Annotated in this window: 16 protein-coding genes; 3 read left to right on the top strand and 13 right to left on the bottom strand. The window is 55.1% G+C overall.

Features of this window, described 5'->3' with window-relative positions:
• Positions 1-122 precede the first annotated feature (122 nt).
• The gene (locus MCG44_RS12500; RefSeq protein WP_147573067.1) at positions 123-764 is read left to right on the top strand and encodes a single-stranded DNA-binding protein; all 642 of its coding nucleotides are present in this window, start codon (positions 123-125) and stop codon (positions 762-764) included.
• A 48-nt stretch (positions 765-812) separates the two neighbouring features.
• Here MCG44_RS12500 and MCG44_RS12495 read toward each other — a convergent pair whose 3' ends face one another.
• From MCG44_RS12495 to MCG44_RS12475, 5 genes are all read right to left on the bottom strand, one after another.
• A complete protein-coding gene (locus MCG44_RS12495) occupies positions 813-1508 on the bottom strand; it encodes an ABC transporter ATP-binding protein (protein ID WP_147573069.1) in 696 nt (231 codons plus the stop codon).
• Positions 1495-2343 (bottom strand): ABC transporter ATP-binding protein, encoded by an 849-nt coding sequence (locus MCG44_RS12490; protein WP_240288534.1) that lies wholly within the window; start codon positions 2341-2343, stop codon positions 1495-1497. The genes MCG44_RS12495 and MCG44_RS12490 overlap by 14 nt, the downstream gene beginning before the upstream one ends.
• The gene (locus MCG44_RS12485) at positions 2340-3491 is read right to left on the bottom strand and encodes a branched-chain amino acid ABC transporter permease (RefSeq protein WP_240288532.1); all 1152 of its coding nucleotides are present in this window, start codon (positions 3489-3491) and stop codon (positions 2340-2342) included. The genes MCG44_RS12490 and MCG44_RS12485 overlap by 4 nt, the downstream gene beginning before the upstream one ends.
• Positions 3492-3509: 18 nt before the next feature.
• Complete coding sequence (locus MCG44_RS12480) at positions 3510-4439, bottom strand: branched-chain amino acid ABC transporter permease (RefSeq protein WP_147573075.1); 930 nt, start codon at positions 4437-4439, stop codon at positions 3510-3512.
• 170 nt (positions 4440-4609) lie between these two features.
• Positions 4610-5833 carry an ABC transporter substrate-binding protein gene (locus MCG44_RS12475; protein ID WP_147573077.1) on the bottom strand — a complete coding sequence of 408 codons (1224 nt, stop codon included), beginning with the start codon at positions 5831-5833 and terminating at the stop codon, positions 4610-4612.
• A gap of 311 nt (positions 5834-6144) precedes the next feature.
• Between MCG44_RS12475 and MCG44_RS12470 the strand changes: the two genes are divergently transcribed.
• Positions 6145-6861 carry a polysaccharide deacetylase family protein gene (locus MCG44_RS12470; RefSeq protein WP_186851778.1) on the top strand — a complete coding sequence of 239 codons (717 nt, stop codon included), beginning with the start codon at positions 6145-6147 and terminating at the stop codon, positions 6859-6861.
• A 58-nt stretch (positions 6862-6919) separates the two neighbouring features.
• Here the strand turns inward: MCG44_RS12470 and MCG44_RS12465 are convergent, their stop codons facing one another.
• The 8 genes from MCG44_RS12465 to MCG44_RS12430 form a co-directional block, all read right to left on the bottom strand.
• Entirely contained in the window at positions 6920-7390 is a 471-nt protein-coding gene (locus MCG44_RS12465) for a RidA family protein (RefSeq protein ID WP_240288530.1), read from the bottom strand.
• A gap of 32 nt (positions 7391-7422) precedes the next feature.
• Complete coding sequence (locus MCG44_RS12460) at positions 7423-8598, bottom strand: M20 family metallopeptidase (RefSeq protein WP_186851780.1); 1176 nt, start codon at positions 8596-8598, stop codon at positions 7423-7425.
• A gap of 15 nt (positions 8599-8613) precedes the next feature.
• The gene (thrC, locus tag MCG44_RS12455) at positions 8614-9873 is read right to left on the bottom strand and encodes a threonine synthase (protein WP_240288528.1); all 1260 of its coding nucleotides are present in this window, start codon (positions 9871-9873) and stop codon (positions 8614-8616) included.
• Positions 9870-11024, bottom strand: a complete 1155-nt coding sequence (locus tag MCG44_RS12450) for a M20 family metallopeptidase (protein ID WP_186851782.1) — start codon at positions 11022-11024, stop codon at positions 9870-9872. The genes thrC and MCG44_RS12450 overlap by 4 nt, the downstream gene beginning before the upstream one ends.
• 72 nt (positions 11025-11096) lie before the next feature.
• Positions 11097-12374 carry a TRAP transporter large permease gene (locus tag MCG44_RS12445; protein WP_207721872.1) on the bottom strand — a complete coding sequence of 426 codons (1278 nt, stop codon included), beginning with the start codon at positions 12372-12374 and terminating at the stop codon, positions 11097-11099.
• Positions 12371-12883: a TRAP transporter small permease gene (locus MCG44_RS12440; RefSeq protein WP_186851783.1), complete on the bottom strand. Its 513-nt coding sequence runs from the start codon at positions 12881-12883 to the stop codon at positions 12371-12373. The genes MCG44_RS12445 and MCG44_RS12440 overlap by 4 nt, the downstream gene beginning before the upstream one ends.
• 90 nt (positions 12884-12973) lie before the next feature.
• Entirely contained in the window at positions 12974-14023 is a 1050-nt protein-coding gene (locus MCG44_RS12435) for a TRAP transporter substrate-binding protein (protein WP_186851784.1), read from the bottom strand.
• A 549-nt stretch (positions 14024-14572) separates the two neighbouring features.
• Positions 14573-15349 (bottom strand): IclR family transcriptional regulator, encoded by a 777-nt coding sequence (locus tag MCG44_RS12430; RefSeq protein ID WP_186851785.1) that lies wholly within the window; start codon positions 15347-15349, stop codon positions 14573-14575.
• Positions 15350-15543: 194 nt separating this feature from the next.
• Between MCG44_RS12430 and MCG44_RS12425 the strand changes: the two genes are divergently transcribed.
• Entirely contained in the window at positions 15544-16200 is a 657-nt protein-coding gene (locus MCG44_RS12425; protein WP_147573083.1) for a bifunctional 4-hydroxy-2-oxoglutarate aldolase/2-dehydro-3-deoxy-phosphogluconate aldolase, read from the top strand.
• The last annotated feature ends 14 nt before the right edge of the window (positions 16201-16214 follow it).

The following is a 16214-nucleotide window of genomic DNA, read 5'->3' as shown; positions in this document are numbered from 1 at the left end:
GGGCGTGTCCGTGGGGGTGGACACGCCCTTTTTGTCGCCCCCTGGGGAACGGCTTGGGACATACCTGGCGTTTGGACTTCATATACATCAGAGGAACAAACGATTCAGGAGAGTGATGGTCCATGAGAAAGTGCTCCGCCGACGTCAACCATATCCGCCTCCATGGCGCGGTAGGGGAGGCCCCAGTCTATTCCCATCTCAACCACGGCGTGGAGTTCTATACCTTCCCACTGGTGGTCCGGCGCCTGTCAGGCGCGGAGGATCAGGTGAACGTGGTAGCTCCGTTGGAGCTGCTGGAGTGCTGCGGACCGCTGGAGCGGGAGAGCGAGCTGACGGTGTTGGGGGAAGTACGGACCTTCAACAACCGAACTGGGGTAGGCAGTAGGCTGGTCATCAGTGCCTTTGCCAGAGAGCTGCGGCAGGAGCCGGGAGAGGATGAAAACCGGCTGGAGCTCTCCGGCACCCTATGTAAGACACCAAGCCTGCGGGCCACCCCCCTGGGGCGGACCATCTGTGATATGATCCTGGCGGTCAACCGCCGGTACGGAAGAGCGGACTATCTGCCCTGCATCGCCTGGGGCAGTTTAGCCCACCGGTGCGGAGGCATGGAGGTGGGGGACCAGCTTCGGCTGACTGGACGACTTCAGAGCCGAACCTATACCAAGGTCAGCGGAGACCGCTCCGAGGAGCGGGTGGCCTTCGAGGTGTCCATTATGTCGCTGGCGGCGGAGGTGCCCACAGAAAAAGAGGAACATACGGGATAAGGGAAGAGGGCCGCTGCCTGTTTGACAGCGGCCCTCTGATTCATGTAATTATCCCAGATAGGCTTTCTTCACAGCCTCATTGCTCAACAACTCCCTGCCGGAGCCGGAGATAGTCAAGCGGCCAGTCTCCAAAACATAGGCGGTATCCGCGATGTGCAGCGCCATGTTGGCGTTCTGCTCGATGAGAAGGATAGTGACGCCCTGCTTGTTGATCTCCTTGATGATCTCAAAGATCCCCTTGACCACCAGAGGAGCCAGACCCAGGGAGGGCTCATCCATCATCATGATCTTAGGCCGGGACATGAGGGCACGGCCTACGGCCAGCATCTGCTGCTCGCCGCCGGACAGAGTGCCCGCCGCCTGCCAGGAACGCTCCTTCAACCGGGGGAACAGGTCATAGACCCACTTGATGTCGTCCTCCAGGTCGTCATGGCGCAGATAGGCGCCGATTTTCAGATTTTCCAGTACCGTCAAATCGGGGAATACATGGCGCCCCTCTGGGACTAAGGTGATGCCTTTGGACACGATCCGGTCGGGAGAGAGGGCGGTGATATCGTCCCCCTGGAGATGGATGCGGCCCGCCGCTGGCTTTACCAGTCCGGCGATAGCCCGAAGGGTGGTGGATTTCCCGGCCCCGTTCGCGCCGATCAGTGTGACGATCTCTCGCTCTGGCACTTGAAAGGTGATTCCCTTCACGGCCTCGATGCCGCCATAGTTTACCTGCAATTCGTCAATTTTCAGCATCGTCCGCCACCCCCAAATATGCCTCAATCACCCGAGGATTGTTTTGGATCTCCTCCGGTGTGCCCTGGGCGATCAGCTTGCCGAAGTCCAGGACATAGATGCGGTCGGAGATCCGCATGACCAGATCCATGTGATGCTCGATCAGCAATACGGTTAAATCATACCTTGTGTGGATTTGCCGGATAAAGTCTGTCAGTTCGTGGGTCTCCTGAGGATTCATGCCCGCGGCCGGCTCATCCAGAAGCAGGAGCTTGGGTTCGGTGGCCAAGGCCCGGGCGATCTCTAGCCGCCGTTGTAGTCCATAGGGCAGGGAGCCAGCCACCTCGTCCTGAAGGTGATCCAGATTCTGCTCCTCCAGCAGAGCTATGGCCTCCCGCCGCATCCGTGCCTCCTCCTGCCTGCTCAGACGGAAGGTGGAGGAAAACACGTTGTGCTTGGCCCGCATATGCTTGGCGATCAGCACGTTGTCCAGCACAGAAAGAGAGGAAAATAGCCGGATGTTTTGAAATGTCCGGGCCATCCCCATATGGGTGATCTGATCTGGGGTGGGGGCCAGTTTGTGGGTGAACATCCCCTGGTTCTCCCCCTGGTAGGTCTTTTTCATCTTGCCCTGGGGGAAATTCTCCACCATAGGCTGCCCCAGAAAAGAGACCCTTCCGTTGGTGGGCTCGTAGACCCCGGTGATGCAGTTGAAGGCCGTGGTCTTGCCCGCGCCATTGGGGCCGATCAGCGCCACGATTTCTCCCTTGTTTACCTCCAGGGACAGGTCATTGACCGCTACCACGCCTCCAAACTGCATGGTGACGTGCTCTAAATTGAGGATACTCTCACTCATTTCGCCACCCCCTTGGCTTTCTTCCGGCGCTTAAACAGATCTGGCAGTTCCTTGTCCCCCATGATGCCTTTCCGGAAGAAGAGGACCACCACCATAATGATGACGGAGAACACCACCAGCCGGAAGCCGTTGCGGAAGATGCCTGGGGCCTCGATGCCCAGGAAAGCGCCGTTGTCTAAGCCGCGCAGCCACCACTCGGAGGCAGCGATGAATAGGGTGGCCCCAATGACCGAGCCGGAGATGGAGCCGATGCCGCCCAGCACCACCATGAGCAGGATTTCATAGGTCATGGCGGACTTGAAGTTATTGGCTTGGGCGATGCCCAGCACCATGGCCATCCCCGCTCCGGCCACGCCGGCGAAGAAGGAGGAGATACAGAAGGAGAGCATCTTGTGGCGGGCCAGGTTGATGCCCATAGCCTCCGCCGCGATCTCATTTTCCCGGATGGCTTTAAAGGCCCGCCCGTAGGAGGAGTTGATAAGCAGGACGATGATCCCGATACACACTGTGGACATCAGGACAGGGATGAAGGTGGACAGGCTGATGGTCATGTCGCCCGCCTGGATCTTAAAGTCCGCAATCCGTATAAAGCTCTTTAGAGGGTTGGAGCCATTGGTCACCGGCCCCAGCTTTCCCCACTGAAAGACCGCGCGGATGACCTCCGCAAAGCCCAGAGTGGCGATGGCCAGGTAATCGCTTTTCAGACGCAGCACCGGCAGACCGATCAGCCAGGCCACCAGGGCGGCCCCCAGGCCGGCCAGCAGGACGGCCACGATTACCCCCAGAACGGTGCCGAAGGGGCCCAGAGCGCCGCTCAACGCCTCCGGGATGGAGAAGCGAACCGCCGCGTCATAGTACTGGTACACCGCGTCCCGGCTGTCAGAGGAGATGGTAAAGATGGCGTAAATATAGGTCCCGATGAGCATAAAGCCCGCGTGTCCCAGGGAAAACAGGCCCGTAAAGCCGGTCAACAGGTTTAGGGACACAGCCGCCAGGGCATAGACCGAAGCCTTTTGCAGCACCTTGAGGAGCATTGACATGTAGTCAGTGGGCTGGATCACCTGGTCCAGAACCAGCACTACCGCCAGCATCAATGCCACCAGCGCCAGGGAGATCAGGGTTTGCCTGTTATTTTTTTGCTGTATCATTTAACCCACTCCCTCCCGTTAAACCTTGTCCGTGGCCTTCTCGCCAAACAGGCCTGTCGGCTTGAAGACCAGGATCACGATCAGCAGCACGAAGGTAAAGGCGTCGGAGAAGGTGGACAGCTCCAGAGGGGACTGGATGATGTGAAAGGTGGTCAGAATGGTATCCAGCCCCTTGATCAGAGACTCAAACACGCCGATGATGAATGCGCCGATCACCGCCCCTGGGATAGAGCCGATCCCGCCGAACACCGCGGCTACAAAGGCTTTCAGGCCGGGCATGGCTCCAGAGGTAGGTACCACACCGGGATAGTTGGAGAAATAGAGCATGGACCCGACTGCCGCTAAAAAGGAGCCGATGATAAAGGTGACGGAGATGACATTGTTGATTTTAATCCCCATCAACTGGCTGGTTTCAAAGTCCTTGGCTACCGCCCGCATAGCCATTCCAACCTTGGTGTGGTTGATCAGCTGTACCAGCAGGATGACCAGTATGATGGTCAGCACCGGGGTGATTAGAGTGACCCGCTTGGTGGTAGCCCCGAACAGATCCACCTGGTCGGAGATCCAGGGGATGGTGGGATAGGTTTTATTCAGACCACCGGTGACATATAGGGCCAGGTTCTGCAGCAGATAGCTGACCCCGATGGCGGAGATCATCACGCTCATGCGGGGAGCGGAGCGTAGAGGCTTGTAGGCGATTTTCTCGATGACAAAGCCTAGAGCCACCGTCAGCAGCGCTACCACCGGCACCGCCAGATATAAGGGCAGGGCCGCCGAGAGATAGACCATCATCAGACCCGCCACCATAAACACGTCGCCGTGGGCGAAGTTAATCAGGCGCAGGATACCATACACCATGGTATAGCCGATGGCGATTAATGCGTACTGGCCGCCTACGGAGATGCCAGACAAAATATAGGGCAGTATAACCGTTGTGAATTGTTCCATGGGATTCCTCCCTCTCCGTATCAAAATGATCCCTCAGGCCGCCGAGAAAGAGGCAAGAGATCTCAAGTCCTTTCCGCAGCGACCCAAAGCCTTGTGAAACCGCGCCCGGCGGGGTTTTACTGTCCCGCCGGGCGCGGTGTACGATCTGAAAGGATAAGTCGAGCGTTGACTTACACGCCCTGCTCGCCCACCAGATCCCAGGCGCCGGTTTCTGTATTGCAGTGCTTCACATAGGCCAGATCCCGCACCGCGTCGCCGTTTTCATCGTCGAAAGCGATGTGTCCGGTGATGCCGTCATAGGTCACATCCCACAGCGCCGTCATCACATCGGCGGGATTGGTGGAGCCAGCGGCCTTCAGGGCCTCCAGAGCTACATAGTAGGCGTCGTAGCCCATGACGGAAACGGCGGCGATCATGTCGTTGCCGTTGTTATTGGTCAGGTTGGTGGAGTCGGAGTTGATCCACTCCTTAAAAGCTGCGTCAAACTCCGCGTTGCCGCCCTCCTGATAGAAGGTGGTGACGTAGAGATCGATATTGCTTTTGCCCTTGGCGGCCTCGGTGATTACGTTGGAATCCCAGGTGTCGCCGGCCAGCATGGGCATCCCCAGGTCCTGGGTAGCGGCCTGATCCAGAATCAGCGCCGCCGCCTCAATGGAAACAGGGGCGAAGAATACATCGGCGCCAGAGTTCTTGGCACTGGTCACATAGGAGCTGTAGTCAGAGGTACCCTCGGGGAAAACCTCATACACACAATTTTCCTCACCAAAGGCCTTCATGAAGTAGTTGCACAGACCCACGGAGTAGTCGTCCCCCTGCTTGGCCAGGCAGTAAGCCTTGGTGGCGGAAAACTGGTCCTTGGCGAAGTTAGCCAGGACTGTGCCCTGGAAGGGATCGATGAAGCAGATGCGGAAGTAGTGGTCGTTGCCAATGGTGATCTGGGGGTTGGTGCAGGTCACGCCGATGGCGGGCACACCCGCGTCCCCAAAGGTGTCGGAAGCGGCGATGGACACACCGGAGCCATAGGAGCCCAGCACCACCGAGCAGCCGGCGGAAACCAGAGTCTGGGCGGCGGAGGGCGCCTTGTCGTTAGCGGACTGGTTATCGGCATAGACCAACTCCACAGTATAGGTCTCGCCGCCGATCTCCACAGTGGGAGTCAGGGAGTGGGCGTACTGCATTCCCAGGATTTCCTGCTTTCCGCCGGCGCCGTTGTCGCCGGACTGGGGCTCAAACACACCGATCTTAACCACCTTGTCACCGGAGCTGGTGTTGGAGGCGGAAGAAGTCCCAGTGTTGGAAGAACCGTTGTTGGAGGAATTGTTGTTTCCGCCACAGCCGGCCAGCATGGTCAGCAGAAGGGCGGCGGACAGGGCGCTGGCAAGGATTCTTTTCATGTTCACTACTCCTTTTCATTCCGGGATCAAGCGTTTTACAGATTGTCTGCCCTGTAAAAACACTTGTACGCAGGATATGATGGCATTATACCTTGTCGCACAGAAAAAAGCAATATGGAATGCAGATTATTTTTGAAAAAATTGCAAAAATAGGACGAGCCATTTTCGTTGATAAGGAAAATAGGAGAAGTATGTTCCGACAGCGGGGCGCATATAGATGAAGGGATCAGACTGATGTGGGAGATGATGATATGAAGGAGAAAAAGTGTAGACCAAAGATATTTTTTGTTCCAAAGAGGTGGGGGATCGGAATGGTCTGCCTCTGTCTAGCGGCGGTAATGTTCTATGTGGTCAATTATCCGGCAGCCGTTGGGACCGCGGCGACTACGCGGCAGTTGCCTATATACTGTGTTCAGAGGGACCAGAAGCTGGTGTCCATCAGCTTTGACGCGGCCTGGGGCAACGAGGACACCCAACAGCTGATTGATATTTTGGAGAAATATAAGGTGAAGGCCACTTTTTTTGTAGTGGGGGAGTGGGTGGATAAATACCCTGAGTCGGTAAAAGCTTTGGCTGATGCTGGACATGAAGTGATGAACCACTCCAATACCCATGCTCACTATCCGCAGTTGTCCGCCGATCAAGTGGTGGCAGATTTGAATGCCTGCAACGATAAAATTGAGGCGGTCACCGGAGTCCGGCCCACCTTGGTACGATTGCCCTATGGGGACTATGATGACAACTCCATCAACGCCGTCCGGTCAATCGGTATGGAGCCTATCCAGTGGGATGTGGACAGCCTGGACTGGAAGGACTTGTCAGCCGCCGATATCACGCAGCGGGTGGTTAGCAAGGTACAGCCGGGCTCCATCGTGCTGTTCCACAACGCGGCCCTTCATACCCCGGAGGCCCTGCCTGGTATCCTGGAAACCCTGATACAGGACGGCTACACCTTTGTCCCGATCTCCCAAATCATTCTGGAGGGGGACTACACCATCGATCACACTGGGCGGCAGTGCCCAGCGTAAAAGAGGCCCGCCCGGTCAAAAGCCGGGCGGGCCTTGTGTTTGCCTTTATGGGCAGAGTTTAGTCTTTCAGCTCGATGAGCAGCTCAATCTCTACGGGGATATTGCCAGGCAGTACGTTGGTTGCGATAGCAGAGCGTGCGGGCCGACCAGCAGGGTCGCCAAATACATCCATCAGGAGCTGGGTAGATCCGTTCATAACGGCGGGCTGCATATGGAAATCCGGGGGGCAGGCCACAAAGCCCAGCTGCTTGACAATCTGTTTAATACGGTTCAGGTCGCCCAGATGATTGTGCAAGACGGACAACAGGTTGATTGTGGCCAGTCTGGCAGCTGCCTGCCCCTCCTCTAAGGTGAGACCAGTGCCCACCTTCCCGCTGTATACGGCGCCGCCAGTGGGATCAGTGGGGCCGACACCGGAGGTATAGACCAGGTTAGAGCCAAACAGCTTGATGGGGGAGTAGAGGCCGCCCGGAGGGGGGGCAGGAGGCAGTTCAATGCCCAGTTCCTTTAAACGCTCATAAACATCCATGACAAGATTACTCCTTTCAAAATATGATGAGATCAAGGTCTAAAATCCACACAGATCTGTGTGAACACCTCGGCCGCCTTGGCCAGGTCAGAGATCTCAATGTATTCGTCATTGGTATGGGCCTGCAGGATACTGCCAGGGCCCATAACGATGGCGGGAATACCGATGCGGGTAAATTTGCTGGCGTCGCAGCTGAAATAGCCTCCTTCGATGGTGTGCTCTCCCATGATCGCATCACAGGCGGCTATGGCGGTCCGGACAATGGGGGAGTCCTCCTCTACCTCCATGGCAAAGTCAGTGACAAAAGGTTCTTGGATTTCCACCTCGTACTCGGGGTGGGAGGATAGCAGCGACTCCAGGCAGCCCAATACCTCCTGACGGACGGATTGGTAGGTCTCGCCCGGCAAGACCCGACGGTCAATTTGTATCTCACAGTAATCCGGGACAATATTGATTAGCTTGCCGCCATGAATTAGGGAGATATTAAAGGTGGGAGGCCCCAGCAGGGGATGCTTCTTCTGTTCATAAAGGGGAAACAGCTTTTTCTCCAGCTCACAGATTACATTGGCCATGGCCACGATAGCGTTCCGTCCCTCCCAGGGGCGAGAGCTATGTCCAGCAAGACCCCTGGATACGATCTTGAAGCGGACGTTCCCCTTACAAGCGCGACAGACGTGGACGCTTGTGCCTTCCCCAACCACGGCGGCGTCAAAGGGGATACCATCTTCCAAAAGGCGAAGCACTCCCTTGTAGCTAAACTCTTCCTCTGCGGCGGCAGCAAAGTAGATGTCGGAGTAGGTCTCGATCTTATGCTCTTTGAGCAGACGCATGGCGTACATCATAGCGGCCACGCTGCCCTTGTCGTCCACACTGCCCCGGCCATACAAACGGCCGTTCTGAATCACAGGCTTGAAGGGTTCGATCTCCATCTCGTCCACTGTGACCGTGTCGGTATGCGCTTCAAAGCAGAGGGCGCCCTTGCCGGTACCCTTCAGATGGGCCAGCACATTGAATCGGCCAGGCAGCGCCTCCTGAAGGATATAGGGGATTTGGTACTGGTCAAAATAGCGGCAGATATATTCTACCATATTTTTCTCACCAGTGCCCCCCTTTTCAAACAGGGGATTGACACTTTCGATGCTGACCAGGTCGCAGAGCAGGCTGACCAGTTCATCTTCCTTGGCCAGTCCCTTGATGGTCTGTTCCATGACTGGCTCCTCCCATCAGTCCTTGGAGTCGTTCAGGTAGTCATTGACAGCCGCTTTCACTGCCTCTACATCGCGGTACTTGACAAAGGGGACTTCCTTCTGACCCTGCTCCATCAGCTTCAGATCCCGCATACCGTTGCCGGAGAGAACACACAGAACAGAGTCGGTGGGCTGGATAACGCCCTTAGCTACCAGCTTTTTGGCGCAGGCCACAGAGCAGGCGCTGGCAGGCTCGGCTACCACGGCCTCCTTACTGGCAATCAGGTGCATGGCCTCCAGGATCTCCTCGTCAGTGGCCTCCTCGGCGCATCCGCCGCTCTTGGTCAGAACATCCATGGAAGTGATACCATCGTATACACATACATCGGCGATAGCGAAGGCGACAGTCTGGGGGACACCGGGCCAGATTTCGGGGTTTTTCAGCCCCTTTTGGTATGCGTCAACCAGCGGGGCGCAGCCAGAAGCCTGGGCCCCTACGAAGCGGGGTATTTTGTCGATAAGGCCCAGCTCCAGCATATCCTTACAGCCCTTATAGATTTTGTTCATCAGGGCACCGCCCCCCACAGGGACGACAATCCAGTCGGGCATCTGAAAGTTCAGCTGCTTGCCGATCTCATAGCCCACAGTTTTGTAGCCGTCAGAGGGCAGAGGATTGGTCAGCATGTTGGTGGTCAGGGATTTCCAGCCAAAAAGCGCCTCGCCCTGCTTGGCCATGCTGATACAGTCATCTATTGTATGCTCCATGCGGATCAGATTGGCCCCGTAACCCCGTACCTGCCAGCCACGTTCAGCTACCGCTCCGGGGGGCAGGATGACGAAGCAGGGCATACCGGCCTTGGCAGAGTACGCGGCCATGGCATTTGCGGCGTTGCCAGCCGACCCCAGCGCCACGGCAGGGGTGTTCCTGGCCTTCTCGATGCTCAACGCAACGGTGGCAAACCGGTCCTTATAGGTCCCGGAGGGATTCAATGTCTCATTCTTTAGAAAGAGCTGCTCCACCCCGACGATTGGGCCCAGGTTACTGGCGGTGAGCAGGGGAGTATTGCCCTCGCTCAGGGTGACAGGCGCCTCCACGCCCTCTACAGGTAACAGATCGCGGTAATCCCACACGCCGGAAACACAGCCGCCCCGGATGACCTCTCGATAGTGGCTGGCATTGGCGGCCAGATCGAACTCCGGCTCCAGGAGCCCCCCGCAGCTTTCGCAGACATAGGGCTCGGTGTCCCGCTCAAAGGGTTTGCCGCATACAGAACATACTAAACGATACTTTTTCATAGACAAGATCCTTTCTGTGCCTGGCGGATGACCGCAGAATACAGGTCAACAGCCTTATGTAACTGGTCAATCTCGATATACTCATCCACAATGTGAGCCTGGTCCATAGAGCCAGGGCCGCACAGGAGCGTTTCTGTATAGCCCGCCTTGCAGAAATAGGACATATCACAGCAGCCCTTGAAATAGGTGACCGCCGCCTCCCGGCCAAACGCCTCCTGAAAAGCGTTTTTCAGTACAGTACATACCTGACCGTCAGGCTGGGTGCTGCTGGGAGTGACATTGATGAAGTCGCAGACCTCGTAGGTCACTTGAGTGCCATCGAACAGCCGGTGGAGGATATCCAGAATACTGGCGCGCAGAGTGTCCGCGGTCTCACCGGGGACAGTTCGACAGTCCAGGATGACCTCACTGGTGCCGGGGACAGCGTTCTCTTTCACTCCGGAGTGGAGCATGGTAGCGGTTATGTTTGGAGGTGGGAGAATGCCGCAGTCCAAGGACTGGCGATCCAGGTCAAAGCGCTCGACCTCCAATAGGAAACGGGCCATCTGATTGATGGCGTTGATACCCTCATAGGGCAAGCCGGAGTGGCACTGACGGCCGTTAATAGCCACCTTGAAGCGGGTCACGCCCCGGTGGGCAATACAGGCCTCCAACATGGTAGGCTCGCCGATGATGGCGATTGTCCGGCCGCCAGGAGGCTCATGGGACACATAATACTGGGTGCCCAAACCGTCCACCTCTTCATCCACAACAAAGACAAGCCGAAGTTCGCAGTTACGGGCTTCGCCCATTTCCACAGCCCGGATGGCACTGGCCATCATAGCGGCAATGCCTCCCTTCATGTCGCAGGAACCCCGGCCATACAAACGACCGTTCTGCTCTGTCAAATGAAAGGGATCGCACACCTGCCAGTCTCCACCAGGGGGAACGACGTCCAAATGGCCGGTAAAGATAATCCGGTTATCAGAGCTTCCATAGACAGCCACGACGTTAGAGCGGTTTTCCGCAATATCCTGGAGCTGGGTACGGAAGCCATAGCCCTCCAGCACCCCCGCAATATACTGGGCCAGGGGCTTCTCATTCCCGTTGACAGTTGGGAAGGCCACCATATCCCGCAGAAATTGCTGCGCTAATTCATGATAATGGTCCATGGTTGATCAAATACTCCTTTTCGGCACACCGGCCCTCCTGAACAAAAAGGAGGGCCGGCAGTAAGCTCATAATTAGCCCATAAGGCTTGGGATCCACATGGTCAGCGGAGGGATAAAGGCCACCGCAACCACAATCAAAACACCTGCGATAAAGAAAGGAATCAAATCTTTGACGACCGATTCAATAGAGCATTTGGCAATGTTGCAGGAGATGAACAGGGTGGTGCCCACAGGAGGAGTAAACAGACCCAGGGCCAATGCACACAGGCAGATAATGGCCATCTGAATGGGATCCATCCCCATACTTTGAGCAATAGGAATATAAATGGGCAGGAAGATATACAGATTTGGGACATTGTCCATGACCATGCCGGCCACGCCCAGCAGCAGCACCATCATAATGAGCAGCAGCCAGTTGGGCAGTCCCAGCCCCAGAAGGGCGTTGGACAGCTTGGTGGGCACCTGCTGGCTGATGAGGATGAACTGCATGATCGAGGCACAGGACACCACCATCATGACCACGGTGGTGCCAATAGCGGCATCCGCCAGCGCCTTGTAGATCTTTTTCAGATTCAGAGTCTTGTAGACGAAGATACCCACAAACAAGGAGTAGATGGCGCAGATGGAGGCGGACTCGGTGACGGTAGCAATACCGGTAACTACGCTGCCTACCATGAAAACAGGAAAAACCATAGCGATCAGGGCATCTTTGGTGGCAGCCCAGATCTCCGATTTACTGGCCCGTGCTTCACGGGGATAATTGTTTTTGATACCCATATAGGCAGTAATGGCGAGAAACGCAAGACCGATGATGATGCCTGGAATAGCGCCGGCCATAAAAAGTTTAGCCACGGACAGGTTGGTAATAGCGGAGATGACGATCATGGTACTGCTGGGAGGGATGATGATGCCAACCACAGAGCTGGTGGCGTTGATGGCTGCGGAAAAGGGAGGTGGATAGCCGCGGTCATTCATTTCAGGGATCAGGATGGCGCCTACAGAGGAGGCGTCCGCCACAGAGGAGCCAGAGATGCCAGCCAGGATCATGCTGGTGACCACGGACACACAACCCAGACCGGCGGGCAGGTGGCGGACCAGAACACTGGCAAAGTTGATCAGCTTTTTGGCGATACCAGCCTCGACCATCAGAGTGCCGGCCAACACGAAAAAGGGGACGGCCAAGAAGGAGAAGGATTGTGTCTGGGTAAAGAATTTTTGGGCCGCGACAGATAAGCTAGTGCCGTTGGTCAGAAGGTACCAGATCGATGCGGTTCCCATAGAAAAGGCGATGGGTACGCCAATGCAAATCAGCGCAAAAAACATAAGCGCCATAATAAGGATCAAGGTCATTTCGCAGCACCCTCCTTGTCGATCCTTACAATCTCTATCATCACATACTTAAGCAGATTGAAGGCGAGCATGATGCATACACCTACAAAGCCGATGAACATGGAACCATATGTAAAGGCCTTGCTCAGGTGAGTAAGAGCAAGGTACTCATCCACAAGAGAAAGGGAGAGGTCAAAGGCAGACTTAGCCATGACCGCGGAAAAGAAAAACATGGTGCCGTTAATAAAGATTACGGCGATGTGACGGACGATACCCTTGAATTTATCGAAAAATAAAACCAGGGCGGTGTTCTCCTGGCGCCGGGCGATGACAATCATAGCCATACAGACGATCCAGGGGAAGAAAATCGTGGTCAACTCCACAGAAACTACAATGGGCTTCCCAATTGTGCGGAAAATCACGTTTAGGAACACGTCCAAAGTCAGGGCCGCCATCATTAACGCGGCGATCCCTGTCATAATATTACAGAGAAAGTCAACGGCCTTCTCTATCGCTGATAATACTTTCATAGAACCTCCTCTGTTCACCATGTGTACAGGGGCGCTGGAGCAGCGCCCCTGTACACAAGCACACAAATGCAGGGTTAGTTGCGGTTAGCTTTAGCGGATTGCATTTACAGCCTCAACGATACGAGGATCGCAGGTGGCGAGATAGTCGTCGTAAACACCAGCGGTAGCGGTCTTGAAGCCTTCGACATCGGGGGTGGTGATCTCCAGGAAGCAGCCTTCGTCCTTGACCTTCTGCAGATACTCTTCCTCAGCATTGGCGCAGTAAGCGCGGGCGGCTTCCTGGGCCTTAGCGGCACCGTCCATCAGGATCTGCTGAGTCTCGGCGTCATAGGACTCGAACTTATCATTGCTCATCACCAGAGCGATGCCATAAGTGTACATATTCACGATAGCCAGGTAGTCCTGAACCTCTGTGAAGCTGTTCTGATAGATGGCGTCAATAGGGTTGAACTGGCCATCGACGACGCCCTGGCTTAGACCCAGGTACAACTCAGAAAAGGCCAGCGTGGTGGTGGCACAGCCCAAAGCGTCCATGGTCTTCAGGGAAACCTCTTCGTTGGTACAGCGCATATTGATGCCCTTCATGTCCTCCACGGAGTTGATGGGACGGACATTATTGGTGATCTGAACGGTGCCCAAATCGCCCCAGGCTACGATTTTGTAGCCATTGTTTTGGGCGATGTCCTTTAAGGCGTTGCCGAAGTCGCCGTCCAGCAGGGCATGGGCCTCGTCATAGGTGTCCACTAGGAAGGGCAGCCCATAAGCGCCGAAGTTGCCGTCTACGTTAGACATGGCAGTAACGCCGGGAATGGTGAAGTCCATGGAGCCGGTCTTTACCATTTCCACCATCTCCTGCTCGCTGCCCAGGGAGGAGTTGGGGAAGATCTCAACGGTGATACGACCGCCAGAAGCCTCGTTCACATAGTCGGCGAATACGTGGGCCATTTCGCCACGGACAGAGTCTTCCACAGTGTTGAAGCCCAACTGGAAGGAGTAAGAGGGAAGTTCTTCCTGCTGGGAACCAGAGGAAGTATTGGTGTTTGTGTTCGCGTTGGTGCTGCCGCTGTCTTTACTGCCACAGCCGGCAAACAGGGAGACCATCATGGTCAGGGAGAGCGCGAGAGCAAGTGCCTTTTTCATAAATCTACCTCCATAAAAAATGTGTGATTTACCACACGGGTCAGAGGTCGGCCAAAGCCCCACGCATAAAAGGATCTTGACAATTTCCCATGGGAAATTGTCAAGGCAGATCCCTGCCTTGACCTTATCTGATCACCATTGGTATGTATTTAACAATCCCACGCCGCCGCGGGACTATTAACACAGATACTGGATGGCCAGGGTGACCATTACCATACCGTCGAAAATCAGGATACCATATGAGATTATCTAGAACGGAGACTACGACCCGCACGGTCTACCTCATGGGCGAGAAACTTCAGAAGCGCTCCACAAAAAAATATATTTTCATAATGCGGAAATAAATTCTTTATTATGAAACATTTATGTAATATTAATAGCTTGTTTAAAGAAAAAAGTCAAGTAGTGAATTAATTTTTGAAAAGCTTGCATAAAAAAGTTTTAGATATTTGTCTATTCCAGACAAATTAAGGGCTGGAATATTAACAAATTCTTTATTTGCTAAAGAATAAAAAACCTGGGAGGAAAAGTTCCTCCCAGGAAAACGCTTTATAGAGCTGTACAGCCCATCATACGGCTGATATCGCGGGTCAACCGGAGCAGTTTGGGCAGCAACTGCTCCATAAACTTATCGGTCATTCGGAAAACAGGAGCAGAGATACTGACTGCGGCTACAGGGTGGTCAGACCAGTTGAAAATTGGGGCGGCTACGCAGCGCACACCTGGCTCGTGCTCCTCGTCATCCACGGCATAGCCCAACCTACGGACCCGCTCTAGACTGGAGCGGAGTGTGTCCAGATCTGTGATGGTCTTTTCTGTGTAGGTGTGGATCTCGGAGCTGTCCCATACCTTGATGACTTCCTCATCGGGGAGATAGGCCAGTATGCTCTTGCCCACTCCGGTGCAGTACATGGGATTGCGGCAGCCGACATAGGAGGCCATTCGAACCAGAGGGCGGGCGGGCTCCGCCTTATAGATGTAGATCACGTCGCTGTTATCCCGCTCTACCAAATGGACCACTTCCTGGCAGTCGGCGGCCAGCTCGTCCAGCATGGGCTTGGCGGCGGTGAGCAGATTCAACGCAGTGGAAACGCGGCTGCCTACCTCAAACAAGCGGAGTGTCAGCCGGTATTTGCCGCTCTCCTGGTCTTTGCACGCATAGCCGCGTTCAACCAACACGCCCAGCAGCCGGTGGGTCGTGCTGATGTGCAGACCAGTGGTGGCAGCCAAGTCGGACAGGGACATCCCCTGTGGTGCAGTGGAGAGCGCCTCCGTGATATCTAACACACGGGCCACAGACTGGACCGAGCCAGAGGATCCATTCATGTGATCCGCCCCCTTTACAATTATTTTTTCCAGCATAACACAATTTGTCATAGGTCAGCAATAGTTTTTACACAAAATAGAGACAAAAATTTTATGAAAAGAGAGGATTGACATGAGAGGAAAAAAGAGATATAAATGTGTTTGGATATCATAATACGATAAAAATTTTCATAATATGAAAAATGGAGGCCGCTATGAGAGAACAAGTTATCCAGATGGTAGAAGAGGAGAAGATCATCGCCATCGTCCGCGGCATCGATGCGGAAAAGTGTATGAAGGTGGCGGACGCCCTGTATGAAGGTGGAATCCGGCTGATGGAGATCACTTTCGATCAAAAGAATCCAGACTCCTTCCCAGTGACGGCCAACGCCATAGCCGAAATCGGAGCCAAATACCAGGGACGGATGCTGGTAGGCGCCGGTACGGTCACCACACCGGAATTGGTGGAGCTGGCTGCCAAGGCTGGCGCCAAGTACATCATCTCTCCTGACGTCAACGTGGAGGTCATCCGCCGCACACGGGAGTTGGGGCTGGTGTCTATGCCCGGTGCTATGACGCCCAGCGAAGTCATGACGGCGCATAACGCTGGAGCTGACTATGTTAAGCTGTTCCCGGCAGGCGAACTAGGCACCTCCTATGTAAAGGCTATCCGGGCTCCCATCAGCCATGTAAAGCTGCTGGCAGTGGGCGGCATCAATGAAAAGAACGTAGCCGACTATATGGCAGCGGGGATGTGCGGCGCCGGTGTGGGCGGCAATCTGGCCAACAAGAAATGGATCGAGGCCGGAGAGTTTCACAAAATTACCGAAACAGCCCGTGAGCTATTAGCTGCCGCAAAAAGCGTCAAGTGAGTAAGCGAAGAACG

Source organism: Lawsonibacter sp. OA9 (genome assembly GCF_022440585.1).
Note: the sequence above shows the minus strand (reverse complement) of the source record. Positions and strands in the feature narration are given on the sequence as shown.